The organism is Vibrio sp. RC2502, assembly GCF_054850435.1.
Window position 1 is genome coordinate 2523232 of record NZ_CM141453.1, and the last position, 13862, is coordinate 2537093.

Below are 13862 nucleotides of genomic sequence, written 5' to 3' on the forward strand. Positions count from 1 at the left end.
TCGCAAACGTTTATATGTGCACAATACTATCGTGCTAGATAAGCAAAAATAACTATAGGACTCTTAACATGACAACCAACAAACACCCCTCTCTGCTCGGAGAATGTTTGGCCGAGTTCATCGGTACAGGACTACTCATCTTCTTCGGCGTTGGCTGCGTCGCAGCCTTAGTGTTAACAGGCGCATCTTTTGGACAATGGGAAATTAGTATTGTATGGGGCTTAGGTGTCTCCATCGCGATCTACTGTACTGCCGGCGTTTCAGGCGCACACATCAACCCAGCCGTGACCATTGCATTAGCGATGTTTCATGGTTTCGATAAAGCGAAAGTAGTGCCGTACATCATCGCTCAGATGTTAGGTGCATTTTTCTCTGCCGCTTTGGTTTACAGCTTGTACAGCAACCTTTTCACCGATTACGAAATCGCACACAACTTTGTACGTAGCAGCCAAGACGCCCTTGCAACGGCTGGTATTTTCTCAACTTACCCACACGCTTCTCTTTCTTTCTTTGGCGCATTTGCTGTGGAATTCGTCATTACAGCTGTATTAATGTTTGCCATTTTGGCTCTGGGTGATGAAAACAACGGTGCCGCTCGTGGCGCGATGAACCCATTATTGATTGGTATTCTGATTGCGGTTATTGGTGGTTCTCTTGGTCCACTGACTGGCTTTGCAATGAACCCAGCTCGTGACTTTGGCCCTAAACTGTTCGCGTACTTTGCAGGTTGGGATTACGCACTGACCGGCGCTAAAGACATCCCTTACTTTATCGTTCCCCTTCTTGCTCCTATTGCGGGTGCTTGCTTTGGTGGTTGGTTATATCCAAAAGCGATCGCGGCGTACCTCCCTCGCCAAGGTCACGGTTGTACCATTCCAAACCAATGTGATACTGAAGAAGAAACAGAAGAAGCTCGAGCTTAACCGCTTGCCAATTACTAAAATATAAATAACGAAACAAAAGGATTCTTACCATGACTGAGCAAAAATACATTGTTGCCCTCGACCAAGGTACGACAAGCTCTCGCGCTGTTATTCTTGATCACGACGCCAATATCGTAAGCGTCGCTCAGCGAGAGTTTACTCAGATTTATCCACAAGCAGGTTGGGTTGAGCACGATCCAATGGAAATCTGGGCAACACAAAGCTCTACATTAGTTGAAGCTTTGGCTAAGTCAGGCATCCGAAGCGACCAATTAGCTGCCATTGGTATTACGAACCAGCGTGAAACCACCATCGTCTGGAACAAAGAAACAGGCAAACCCGTCTACAACGCAATCGTATGGCAATGTCGTCGTACCGCAGACATTTGTGAAGACCTAAAAAGCCGCGGCTTAGAAGATTACGTTCGCGACAACACCGGCTTGGTGCTTGACCCTTACTTCTCTGGCACTAAAGTTAAGTGGATTCTGGATAACGTAGAAGGCGCACGCGAAGATGCAGAAGCAGGTAAACTGCTGTTTGGTACCGTCGATACGTGGTTAGTATGGAAGATGACTCAAGGCCGCGTTCACGTTACTGACTACACCAACGCATCACGTACCATGCTGTTTAACATCAACGACCTATGTTGGGACCAAAAGCTGTTGGATGAGATGGGCATTCCGGCGTCAATGATGCCAGAAGTAAAACGCTCTTCGGAAATTTACGGCAAAACGAACATCGGTGGTAAAGGTGGTACTCGTATTCCTATCGCAGGGATTGCAGGTGACCAACAAGCGGCGCTATACGGCCAAATGTGTGTGGAAGCTGGCCAAGCGAAAAACACATACGGCACAGGTTGTTTCTTGCTGATGAACACTGGCCAAGAGAAAGTCACCTCGAAGAATGGTCTGCTTACCACGCTAGCTTGCGGCCCGAAAGGCGAGCCTGCTTACGCACTTGAAGGTGCGGTGTTCATGGGTGGTGCCTCTATCCAGTGGCTACGTGATGAACTGAAAATCCTAAACGGTGCAGAAGATTCTGAATACTTCGCAACAAAAGTAGACACATCGAACGGCGTTTATGTGGTACCAGCCTTTACTGGCCTTGGCGCTCCATACTGGGATGCTTACGCACGTGGCACCATTGTTGGTCTTACTCGCGGTGTGAACTCAAACCACATTATCCGCGCGACTCTGGAAGGCATCGCTTACCAAACTCGTGACGTATTGGATGCGATGCAAGCTGACTCTGGCATCAAGCTCGCAAACTTGCGTGTTGATGGCGGTGCGGTAGCAAACAACTTCCTAATGCAATTCCAATCGGATGTATTAAACACAGAAGTGCACCGCCCACAAGTGACTGAAGTAACGGCTCTTGGTGCTGCATACCTGGCAGGTTTAGCGGTTGGTTACTGGAACAGCATTGATGAGCTGCAAGATAAAGCGGTGCTTGATCGTACGTTCGAACCGCATGATGACGAAGAAAAACGCAACCGTCGTTACAAAGGTTGGAAACGCGCTGTGAAATGTGCGCAAACTTGGTCTGAACTGCACGACGAAGACGATTAATTTTTCTCCCAAACGAACAAAGAGCGCCATTTGAGCGCTCTTTTTTGCGTCTTATCCCCGATTCCTACCTGCCTTTACTTCTCACAACGCGCAAATTCGAGCACAATAGCGCTTCGAATTTGAAGCATTGGCCGTTACCAATGCACAAGGGAGTGGTAAGTGAAGCAAATACCTAGACACCAGCAGATTGTTGAACTGGTGAAAAAACAAGGCTATGTCAGCACGGATGAGTTGGTAGAAAGATTCAATGTCAGCCCACAAACCATCCGACGCGATCTCAACGAACTCGCAGACGACAACAAAATTCGTCGTTATCACGGTGGTGCCACCATCCCTCTCAGTTCTGAAAACACATCTTACAACACGCGTAAAGCGCTTAACTTCAATGAAAAAGATGTCATTGCAGAAGAGGTGGTGAAACACATTCCTGACGGCGCGACGCTATTTATTGATATCGGCACAACACCAGAAGCAGTCGCACGTGCGCTAACTAAGAGCCACAAGCAGCTACGCGTCGTCACCAACAACATCAACGTGGCAACCATTCTCTTCCCCAACCCAGAGATTAAGGTCATCTTAGCAGGTGGTGAAGTCCGCAGCCGCGATGGCGGTATCGTAGGCGAAGCAACGCTCGATTTCGTGAAACAGTTCCGTCTCGATTTTGGCATTCTCGGCATCAGTGGCATCGATTTTGATGGTTCCCTATTGGACTTTGATTACCACGAAGTACGCGTGAAGCAAGCGATCATCGACAACAGCCGCAGCGTATTTCTCGCCGTCGACCACACCAAGTTTGGTCGCAATGCCATGGTGAAACTGGGCAACATCGCGCAACTGAACATGATATTTACTAACAAACAGCCACCAGAAGAAATTCTCGCGATCTTAAAAGACGCCGCAATTCCCCTCGAAGTGGTCGAAGCGAATGTAACATCAGCAGACGCCGAATAGATAAATCGCTCAAATTTGAACCTCAAAATGACCTCTGTCTTAATTAGACAGAGGTTTTTTTATGCCCAAATCACACAAAACGCTCACAAACGAAAATAATAGATGATCACAAACGAAACCTGAGCTAGGATTAAATCATGTTCTAAAATGCTCGTTCGCTCACCAAGAGGTCAAATTCATGAGTATACAAAAAAATACTTCCACAACTAGCTCATCCACTCTTTTAGACTTGATCGTTATCGGTGGCGGCATTAACGGGGCTGGCATTGCAGCTGATGCAGCTGGCCGCGGTTTGAGTGTCGGTTTATATGAAGCTAACGATTTTGCATCAGCAACGTCTTCAGCAAGTTCTAAACTTATTCACGGTGGATTACGCTACCTTGAACACTACGAGTTTCGTTTGGTTTCGGAAGCGCTCGCAGAGCGTGAAGTGATTCTACGTAAAGCACCACACGTCGCTCTACCAATGCGTTTCCGTTTGCCTCATCGCCCATTCCTACGCCCAGCTTGGATGATCCGCTGTGGCCTGTTCCTTTACGATAACTTGGGCAAACGCACAACTCTACCAGGCAGTAAAACCGTCAACCTTGCAAAATCTGGCTTGCTAAAACCAGAAATGAAAACCGGTTTCGAATACTCAGACTGCTGGGTTGATGACGCTCGTTTAGTCTTGCTGAACGTTATGGCGGCTCGTGAAAACCACGCCGAAGTACGTAACTACTGTCGCGTTGAAAAAGCGCACCGTGAAAACGGCGTATGGCATGTGACTATCCATGATGTAACGACAGACCAACGCTTCGAGCGCAAAGCGAAAGCTCTGGTTAACGCTGCTGGTCCATGGGTGAAACAGTTCTTTGATGAAGGATTGGAGCAAACCTCCCCTCGCAACATTCGTTTGATCAAAGGCTCGCACATCGTTGTTCCTCGTATCCACAACGAACCGCAAGCCTACATTCTTCAAAACAAAGATAACCGCATCGTATTTATGATTCCTTATCTAGATAAGTTCTCAATCATCGGTACGACAGATGTGGAATACAAAGGTGACCCACGTGAAGTGGCGATCTCGGATGACGAAGTTGATTACCTCATCGACATCGTGAACCAACACTTTGTCCACCAGCTTACTCGTGAAGATGTGGTTTGGACTTACAGTGGTGTACGTCCTCTGTGTGATGATGAGTCTGACTCACCGCAAGCGATCACACGAGACTACACGCTAGAGCTCGATGCAGAGTACGACCAAGCACCATTGTTGTCAGTATTCGGTGGCAAGCTAACGACTTACCGTAAACTCGGTGAAGCGGCGATGAAGAAGCTGGAACCGTACCTACCTCAAATGGGTGGTAACTGGACAGCAAATCAAACGCTACCAGGTGGTAACTTTAGCTGCACCCGTGAACAGTTAGCGAAACAAATTCACGCGAAATACTCATGGGCACCGCAAGCGCTGATTCTGCGCTATGTGACTCAGTTTGGTACGCAAACGTGGGATTTGATGGAAGGCGCATCCAGTGAAGCCGATCTTGGCCAAGCGTTCTCAGAGCAAGCAGGCGGCGTATACCAACGCGAGATCGATTACTTGATGAATCATGAAATGGCGCTAACCGACGAAGACATTTTATGGCGTCGTACTAAACTTGGCCTTTACATGAACGACGAAGAAAAACAGGCACTTGCCGACTACCTGAAAGAAAAGTTGCAACAAAAAGTGGTCAACCTTTCTCAGGTTAGCTAGAAAGCTCCTCCCCCCTCACCTATGACAAAGCCTGCCTCGTTGCAGGCTTTTTGTTTCCCCTTGTTGCTGTGCGGTTCTTATTGCTTCACTTGCTTACCAATAAGAACAATTATTCATAGACATTTGGCGTAAAATGCAATCATACTCATTTGAATAATTATCCCCCATGACTTCAATGTGAAGGAGTGAGAAAGTTGCGGCGTGTAGTGCGCTCAGTCATTCTCGCTAAGTTAAGCATCTGGGGATTATTGGGGTATAGGCTCATACAAGGAAAAGAAAATGGGTTTTATGATTGAACATTGGGATTTCTCAACCCCAATGGCGACTCAAGAAACAACAGCGGCGGAACACATTCAATCGAATCATTGGTACCACTGTGAAAGGCTTCATCCCGATATTCGTGGCTGGCTAGAGGACAATCACGTACCACGTGCGACGGTCGATCATCTGTTAGCCGACGAGAGCCGACCATCTTTCCATCCTTTGGATGACGATAACTTCATGCTGATCTTACGAGGCATCAACATGAACGAGAATGCGTCGCCGGAAGACATGCTCAGTATCCGTATTCTCTATTTTCAGGGCGCACTGATCTCGACTCGTAAGATCCCATCACGTGCAATCATGGAAATTCGCCAAGCATTAGCAGAGCACAAAGGGCCGAAAAGCCTGGCGAGCTTACTGAATCAAATCATCGAAGGGTTGAACGGCAAAATCGACTTGTATCTCGACACCATCGAAGAAACGTTAAACGAGTTTGACGTCAATGATGAGTCAACGTACAACCACATTGCGGCACAAAAGGCGCTTATTTCCATCAAACGTTTTATTCGCCCTCAGCAATATGCGATTCGTGATTTGATCGAGTCAGAGTCAGAATTGGTAACATCAAGACCTCACCAATATCGCTTCGCGCATAACAACATTACTCGCATCAACGAAACGATTGAATTTTACCTTGGCGAAGTGGCGCTTTTCCAAGACGAAATCAAACACAACCGAGACGAGAAGACCAATAAAAACAGTTACCTGTTTACTTTAGTTGCCACCATTTTCTTACCAACCAGCTTCCTAACAGGACTACTTGGTATCAACATTGGTGGCATGCCGGGCGTAGAATCCTCCATGGCGTTCACTTGGTTCTGCATCGCTTTGATTGTGATCTTTGGCCTAGAGTGGTTGCTGTTCAAACGCTTAGGGTTCACGAACAAAACGGATGATGAATAAGCGATAAAACCGTAAAGCGCAGAAACCAAAAGAGGAGCGTGTCGCTCCTCTTTTTTATCACTCAAGTCTAAACGATTTATCCCGGATGACCATCCACACGAGGGGTCACGAGCATCATACCAAAGCGCCACACAAACAGCCCAAACGCGACAATCCACAATCCGCCACTGATATCAATCCACAGCATCATGTTCGCTGGGTCAAAGATCACGGCGAAACTGCGAACCAAAGCAGCCGCGGTAATCGCCGCAAACGCAAGGCTCATGTTTGGCCCTTTGTAGATCATGCGACCAGTGTGCCCCATCGTCACGCGCGCGATCATCGCCAAAATCAAACCGCCTAACGCACCTATCGCAAACAGGTGAATGAGGTTATGGCTAGCAAATGCATCTCCCCAAGCGCCTCGCAAAATTAAGCTTAGCGGCAAACACAAATACGCAGCATGCAGCGACCACACTAAAGGCTCGCTCAGGGTTAACCAAGGTTTCCAGCGAACAAAACGCACCAACTGAGCAACTCCTGCAAACAGCATCAACGGATTGCCTAATTCTGCAAACGTCACGGGGAAAAAACTCAGCACAAATAGCATTGCCAACGGCAAGTTCGCGAACCAATCTAACCACGGTAATGGTTGCGCTTTTTCGAAGTTAAATCGACGCGCAGTAAAAAATGGAATCACACGTCCGCCCATCACCGACAATAACAACGTAAACCACCACAACATCGCCTGCCACACAGCAGAAGAAGTAAACGGCGGCATGCCTTTTATCGCCGCGTAGCTTGCAAAGTTCGCAAAGATGGCCAAAAGGAACAGAGGCACAAAAAATAAATTACGCCAGCCTTTGGCTCGATAAACACGAATGCCTACCTCATAGGCAACAAACAGTAAAAATACCGCTTCAATGCTGCTGGTTAACCACAAGGGTACTGGCGTCCAAAGCAATATTCTAGGTGCTAACCACAAGCCAAATATGACCAAAAGCGTGTAATACTTGGTGCCATTAATGCCCGTCCAGTTTTGTACAGCAGTCAATACAAAACCAACCACAATCGCCATCGAAAAACCAAACAACATTTCATGTACGTGCCACCACAATGCCGGTACAGCTAATGCGTTTGGCTGTCCGGTTTGGAACATCCACACCCACAACGCAATCGCAACAATGGCGTAAATCGACCCAAACAGAAAAAACGGCCGAAAGCCTAATCGCAGCCATGCGGGGATTTTTTCTTCCACTTTTTTATCGGTGATGTTCAGCATTATCTTGCCCTCAAGCGTCTCTCGATGCTGGTTAACTCAACTACGATGTTGATGCTACCATAAACATGCATAAAAAATACATGTTAAAAAATAAGATTATACTTAAGGGGTAAAGTTTGTGCTTCATGGGCTGGTTAGGTATAAACAGTCCAAGACACAAAAAATGAGTTAAGGGATGCAACGAAGATGTACATATTTGGCTATGGCAGTTTAATCAATTCCGCGTCGCGCAAGTTAACAGGACAAACGGGAGAAGCCATTCCCGTCATTGCTCATGGACTGGTTCGCTACTGGGGAAAGATTGATGACAGCTACACTCTGTCTCCACTGGTTGTGAACCAAGGCAATGGACAGGTTAATGGCGTTTTACTCGAAGTGAATGAAGAAGCTCTCGCAGAATTCGATCGCCGTGAACGTGGCTATCATCGTATTCAAATTCAGCCAGATCAAATCGAAACGGACGCGAACTTTAACCAAGGACATGAGATTTGGGTTTACGTAAAAGACGAGCCACTACCACCGTGCGCAAACAGCCCAATCATGCAAAGCTATGTTGATACCGTGCTAGCAGGTTGCTTGGAGGTATCCCATGCGTTTGCGGAGCATTTTGTACGTCACACCATTGGCTGGCACCACGCGAAAGAAAATGACCGCCACCAACCCAAATATGGCAACCTTGCAGGCGTGCAAGAGCACCATTATGAGTTGATTGATAATCTGATTGCCCAAAATTCGTAGCTCAATCCCATCTATAAAAACAGCTCTAAACTAAGAGCTGTTTTTACAATAGAGCGACCAGTGAACTGATTAAACAATTCTCACCCCGGTCGGCATCGCTCTTTCTGGCGTTAGCAACACACTTTCGGATTCATCATCCGTTTCTGCGCATAACAACATACATTCAGAGGTTTCACCGCGCATTTTGGCTTTGGCAAGATTACACAATACGACCACTTGTTTGCCCATCAACTCTTCCTCGGTGTAATAAGGCACTAAGCTGGTTACGGTTTGCAGTGTTTTTTCACCAATATCAATCTGCACAATATACAGCTTGTCTGCATTTTGATGACGAGCTACTTCAATGATTTTTCCGGTACGAATTTCTAATTTGGCAAAATCAGAGTAAGCGATAGTTTCCATAATTAAAACCTCAGTAAAGTTTTACTAAAAAGATAACGTTTACACTATCAGTAAGCTTAATAAATACAAGTGGTAAAGATCTCATTTCCGAAAGCAAATCCTCTATCAAATTGCACTTATTACACAATGGGTGTTTAATACTTTCAGTCAAAATTTTTTAGCCACTAAAGGTTCTATATGGCAACGATCAAGGATGTCGCGAAAGAAGCCGGCGTTTCGGTCGCAACGGTTTCTCGCGTGATCAACAAGTCCCCAAAAGCCAGTCAATCATCGGTAGAGTCGGTCACCAAAGCAATGAGAAAATTGGGTTACAGACCCAATGCCGCAGCTCGCGCTCTGGTGAGTCAAAGCACAAATACCATGGGTGTGTTGGTGAGTGATGTGTCCGATCCTTTCTTCGGCACGCTGGTCAAATCCGTCGATAATGTCGCGCGCGAAAATGGCAAACATATCTTGATTGGCAACGGTTATCATAATCCAGAAGATGAGCGTCAAGCCCTAGAATTGCTGATCAACAGCCGTTGCGATGCAATAGTCATCCACTCGAAAGGCTTATCTGATGAGGAGCTAATTGGCTACGCCCAAGAGGTGAAAGGTATGGTGCTTATCAATCGTCATATCCCAGAGCTGGCCGAACGCTGTATTTCCCTTGATAACCGCAAAGGAGCATTCCTCGCGACAGAATATTTGATTCGTCACGGGCATCGCAAAATCGCTTGCATTGCCTCATCCCACGATATCGAAGATACCGATGAACGCTTGCAAGGTTACCAAGCCGCATTGAAAGAACATGGTATTGAACTCTCCAAAAGCTACATCGAATACGGTGAGCCCAACAGTGATGGTGGCGAAGTTGCGATGACCAACCTGTTAACCAAATCTTTGGAGATTACTGGAGTGGTGGCCTACAACGACTACATGGCCGCTGGCGCACTCGCAGCGTTAGATCAAAATGGCATTGACGTACCAAGTAAGGTTTCTATGGTCGGGTTCGATGATGGCTTGATCGCCCGCTTTGTTCACCCTAGCTTGACTACTATTCGCTACCCAATCGAGATGATGGCAGAACGCGCCGCCCGTTTGGCTTTGGCGCTATCTCGTGACGAAAAAGTTGAAGATGAAACCATTATTTTTAGCCCAACGTTAGTACGAAGAAATTCTGTTGAGCGTTGTTGATAGTGGATAATCTGTAAATTGAAAACGAAAAGCCCGCTCAGTTTATTGAGTGGGCTTTTCTTTGAGCACTTGTCGAGACGATATGGATTCTAGCTCAAGGCTTCATGCGGTTTTACAGACTTAACGTCAACGCCTTGCGCAAACTCACCACGCTGTAATTTTTCTCGTAAAATCGCATGTTGGTCTTCGGTAAATGTGTAGCGAGACATAATGAAGATGCGCCCTAGAGCTCCCAATGCGGGTAGCAACGCAATACAGAAGAACATGCCATTGAGCGCGGTTTCCGTTTGCGCCGCATTTGGTACATAGCCAATCATCGTCAAGATTACCCCCGTCAAGCCGCCCGCTACCGCGACAGAGAGTTTGCCTGTAAAGGTTTGTCCCGAGAACGTGATCGCCGCAGTACGTTTGCCGCTGTGGTAGTACGAGTACTCTACTGTATCTGCAATCATGGCCGAGATAAGAGGGTTGGTCATCATAAAGATGCCTGTAATCACCGCTAACCACGCCATCACGACCGTTGGATTATCATAGCCAGTAAAATAGAACCCAATGCGAGCGATGATCTCTAAAACACACAGCGCAATAAAGATGTCACGCTTTTTGAAACGCTTTGTCAGCACAGGCGTAGCCAAACACGCAATCGCACTTACCAAAGTGATGGTACCAATCAGAGAGACTAACCCTGCGTCCCCCATGTTGTATGTGAAGAAGAAAATGTACAGGCCATTCACTAGATTGAAAAACACATTCATGAAAAAAGCTGCCAGAATAAAAAACAACGGCTTGTTTTTACGAACAGCTTGAAAGGTTTGTTTTAGAGTAACTTTTTCGCAGCTCTTCGTCGAGATGCGTTCTTTGGTGTTGTAAAAACCGTTCAGCATGAAGAACAAACCCGCAATCATCAACACAGTCACAGCTGGTAAGTAACCCTGATCTGCCCGGCCATCAGCGAAGTAAGCGCTCAGTTTTGGGAACACAACCAAAGTCGCACCAATACCCGCATTCACCCCTAACATGGCACAAGTTGCCGCTTTTGCTCGCTCTTGTGGTTCATCCGTCATAACAGAAGACATAGACCAAAACGGCACATCAGAAATGGTGTAAAGCGTACCCCAAAGAATGTAAGTGATACCGGCATACATCACTTTTGTCGATGTATCAGCATCGATGTTATAGAAAGCGGCCACCGTGACCAGAACAATCAGAACCGGCGTAAACAGCATGTAAGGGCGGAATTTACCAAAGCGAGAGTCTAACGTGTCCATGTATCCGGCAATGAGCGGATCGTTTACCGCATCCCACACACGAGCAATCAAAAAAATCGTACTCGCCGCAATTGGAGAAATGCCCAAAATATCGGTATAGAAATAAAGAATAAAAGAGCCGACTAGACCAAAGCTAAAGCACTGGCCTACCCCATAGCCGAAATAAGACATCAGCTCCTTATTAGTGAGTTTGTTTTGTAGAGTAGTCATTGTTCACGTCTCAATTGATTTTATTGTAAATAAGAAACCGACCCATTTCTCAGAGTCGGCTCACAGGCAATTAATCCACTTCTGCGAGTGTTTTTATCAATTGCACTTCGCTTGCGTCATACGGCTGTCCTTGCTCATCAAGCAGATCGTGGAACCATTGACTCGCATAGTTTGCATCGCTACGTTTTATCTCTGGCCAAGGCAGATGCGTTTGTGTTTTTCCTTTCACTAATCCCCACTGGTAGCAGCCAATGTTTTTCTGTTTAAAGACCGGAAGCTGTTCGTGCATGTACGATTGCGCATGACGAGCAAGCCACTCAGTACACATCATTGGTCGGTTGTAGCTTTCTACAATTTCAACGGCTTTATGGAACAGATCGAGTGGTAAGTAAGCGTGGAAAGTAATGATGTCCGATAGCTCCATCGCTTTGCGATCGGTTGGGTGTTCATAAATCGGCAGGCTTCGGTCAAGAATGCTTGGCGCATGCCAAGCGCCAACGGTGAGAGGCTGAGTTGGGTTTTCTTCACGTGCCCACTCAAACGCTTGTTCCATCAGCTCATGACTAAAGATTTCCATTTCTTCGTCGTAAGCGATCTCACCCGTAGTGGTGAAAATCATGCGGTTGGTTGGCTCGTTATAGAGATCCCAAATAACGATTCGAGGGTCATTTTTGTAGGTAGAGATGATGTCGCGAATATACGCTTCGACCTCACCCCACATAGATTTGTCCATCACCACATTGCGACCAGGACTTGCTGCTGCTTGGCTGTTGTGCAAATCCGGTACTGGCGCTTTTTGTTCACCAAGATAAGGATGGTCGCCCGAAAAACCGCAGTCATCCATCGGCGTGAGCATCACTTTGATTTGATTGCGTTCGCAAATATCCAGAAAGCGCTCAATTCGCGCATGTAAACCATCGCGATCCGCTTGCCAAACTATAAATGGTAAGTTGGTACGTAAAGTGTTGTAACCCACATCATGCGCCCAAGCTAACTCTTGTTCCATCACCTCTGGAGAAAAAGATTCCGCTTGCCACATCTCATTCCAGTTAACCGCTGTGCGCGGTAAATAGTTAAAGCCACGTAGCCAGCCATGCTCTTTTTGCCATTGCCACGCTTTCTCTTCCGACCATCTTTTCATCTTACTCACCTTAAAGCTAAATTATTAACTAATAATATTAGCTAATATATTAATTAATAATTTAATGACTAGGTGCTCAAAGAATAAACGTGGTGAAAATCACAGCTTTTAAGTTGCTCTGACTTACTTTTGTGATCTTCATCTTTAAAGGATGATCCGAACTTAATCTTTAGCTAATATCTTTAGCTAACGAAATTAAGTAAAAGAGCAGAATGGCTAAAAAAATCACCATGAGTGACATTGCGGCGGCGGCTGGCGTCTCTCAGTCGACCGTATCGCTGGTATTGAATGGCTCAACTTCCGTAAAAATCGCGGAAGCGACCAAACGTAAAGTGCTCGAAACCGCAGAATCACTTGGCTACAAAAACAAAAAGGTTGCCCATGCTTTGGGACGCCCTAAAAAGATCGCATTGGTGATCAACGGCTTAACCAGTTATGACCCATTTATCGATGCCATCAATGCAGCGAGAGAAGAAGCGTGGTCGAACGACTACATATTGGTGACGTTCAATTACAGCCATGATGAAGTGTTGGCAAGCAAGATTGAGTCGGAGATCAACGGCGGTGATTACGCAGGTTTGGTTTACGCATCCAGTATGACGCGAGAGTTGGAGCAGCAACGCGTCACAACTTCCTTACCGACTGTGCTGCTGAACTGCACCAACGAAGAACACACCGAAACGCCAAGTATTTTGCCGGCCGATATGATTGGAGCTTACAAAGCAGTTTCACACCTCACAGCGCAAGGTTATCGTCGCATTGCCATGCTGTCTGGTGAAAGTTGGATGCTAGCCAGTAAGCAACGTGCCGATGGTTATCGTCAGGCTCTCATTGATGCAGACATCATTCCTAACTCAGAGTATTTAGTCGATGCAAACTGGTCGCTAAAAGAAGCGCACCAGCAAACACTGGCACTACTGAATATGGAGCAGCCGCCAGAAGCGATTTTCTGTGGCAGCGACTATATGGCAATGGGGTGCTACCAAGCGATAGCGGAGTTGGGGTTGAAGATTCCTCAGGATGTTGCCGTTGTCGGTTACGATAATCAGCAAATCGCCTCTGAAAGCTTCCCAGCATTAACGTCGGTTGAACTGCCCTACTCAGACATGGGTAAACTCGCAATCGAATCGTTGATGGCACTGATTGAAGGGCAACCGTTGCTTTCTAACAAACGCAAAGTAGAGGGTGAGCTCATCGTTCGAACCTCTTCGACAAAAACAAAAAAGGTGGGCATGTAGCCCACCATAACACCCAAAGTC

General features: G+C 46.6%; 12 protein-coding genes. 8 read left to right on the forward strand and 4 right to left on the reverse strand.

Annotated features, from left to right (window positions below):
• Positions 1 to 68: 68 nt before the first annotated feature.
• The 5 genes from ACYJZR_RS11740 (at position 69) to ACYJZR_RS11760 (ending at position 6407) form a co-directional block, all read left to right on the forward strand.
• Positions 69 to 923: an MIP/aquaporin family protein gene (locus tag ACYJZR_RS11740; RefSeq protein ID WP_005456607.1), complete on the forward strand. Its 855-nt coding sequence runs from the start codon at positions 69 to 71 to the stop codon at positions 921 to 923.
• A 50-nt stretch (positions 924 to 973) separates the two neighbouring features.
• Positions 974 to 2491 carry a glycerol kinase GlpK gene (gene glpK, locus ACYJZR_RS11745; protein ID WP_005456578.1) on the forward strand — a complete coding sequence of 506 codons (1518 nt, stop codon included), beginning with the start codon at positions 974 to 976 and terminating at the stop codon, positions 2489 to 2491.
• Between the two features lie 159 nt (positions 2492 to 2650).
• The gene (locus ACYJZR_RS11750) at positions 2651 to 3442 is read left to right on the forward strand and encodes a DeoR/GlpR family transcriptional regulator (RefSeq protein ID WP_005456614.1); all 792 of its coding nucleotides are present in this window, start codon (positions 2651 to 2653) and stop codon (positions 3440 to 3442) included.
• A 178-nt stretch (positions 3443 to 3620) separates the two neighbouring features.
• Positions 3621 to 5180 (forward strand): glycerol-3-phosphate dehydrogenase, encoded by a 1560-nt coding sequence (gene glpD / locus ACYJZR_RS11755; protein WP_005456665.1) that lies wholly within the window; start codon positions 3621 to 3623, stop codon positions 5178 to 5180.
• 279 nt (positions 5181 to 5459) lie between these two features.
• Positions 5460 to 6407, forward strand: a complete 948-nt coding sequence (locus tag ACYJZR_RS11760) for a magnesium transporter CorA family protein (RefSeq protein WP_021486768.1) — start codon at positions 5460 to 5462, stop codon at positions 6405 to 6407.
• Between the two features lie 76 nt (positions 6408 to 6483).
• Here the strand turns inward: ACYJZR_RS11760 and ACYJZR_RS11765 are convergent, their stop codons facing one another.
• Entirely contained in the window at positions 6484 to 7668 is a 1185-nt protein-coding gene (locus ACYJZR_RS11765; protein ID WP_335927879.1) for an NnrS family protein, read from the reverse strand.
• Positions 7669 to 7854: 186 nt separating this feature from the next.
• Between ACYJZR_RS11765 and ACYJZR_RS11770 the strand changes: the two genes are divergently transcribed.
• Positions 7855 to 8406 (forward strand): gamma-glutamylcyclotransferase family protein, encoded by a 552-nt coding sequence (locus ACYJZR_RS11770; protein ID WP_025508445.1) that lies wholly within the window; start codon positions 7855 to 7857, stop codon positions 8404 to 8406.
• A 69-nt stretch (positions 8407 to 8475) separates the two neighbouring features.
• Here ACYJZR_RS11770 and ACYJZR_RS11775 read toward each other — a convergent pair whose 3' ends face one another.
• The gene (locus tag ACYJZR_RS11775) at positions 8476 to 8808 is read right to left on the reverse strand and encodes a tRNA-binding protein (protein WP_005494151.1); all 333 of its coding nucleotides are present in this window, start codon (positions 8806 to 8808) and stop codon (positions 8476 to 8478) included.
• A 177-nt stretch (positions 8809 to 8985) separates the two neighbouring features.
• On the opposite strand from ACYJZR_RS11775, the gene ACYJZR_RS11780 reads away from it, so the two are divergent.
• On the forward strand, positions 8986 to 9984 hold the full coding sequence (locus ACYJZR_RS11780) for a substrate-binding domain-containing protein (protein WP_005456547.1): 999 nt from the start codon (positions 8986 to 8988) through the stop codon (positions 9982 to 9984).
• 89 nt (positions 9985 to 10073) lie between these two features.
• Here the strand turns inward: ACYJZR_RS11780 and ACYJZR_RS11785 are convergent, their stop codons facing one another.
• Together ACYJZR_RS11785 and ACYJZR_RS11790 are read right to left on the reverse strand one after the other, a co-directional pair.
• The gene (locus tag ACYJZR_RS11785; RefSeq protein WP_138938277.1) at positions 10074 to 11462 is read right to left on the reverse strand and encodes an MFS transporter; all 1389 of its coding nucleotides are present in this window, start codon (positions 11460 to 11462) and stop codon (positions 10074 to 10076) included.
• Positions 11463 to 11532: 70 nt separating this feature from the next.
• Positions 11533 to 12603 carry a cellulase family glycosylhydrolase gene (locus ACYJZR_RS11790; protein ID WP_024699377.1) on the reverse strand — a complete coding sequence of 357 codons (1071 nt, stop codon included), beginning with the start codon at positions 12601 to 12603 and terminating at the stop codon, positions 11533 to 11535.
• Positions 12604 to 12815: 212 nt separating this feature from the next.
• Here ACYJZR_RS11790 and ACYJZR_RS11795 point away from each other — a divergent pair, with 212 nt between their 5' ends.
• Positions 12816 to 13841, forward strand: a complete 1026-nt coding sequence (locus tag ACYJZR_RS11795) for a LacI family DNA-binding transcriptional regulator (RefSeq protein WP_006742407.1) — start codon at positions 12816 to 12818, stop codon at positions 13839 to 13841.
• The last annotated feature ends 21 nt before the right edge of the window (positions 13842 to 13862 follow it).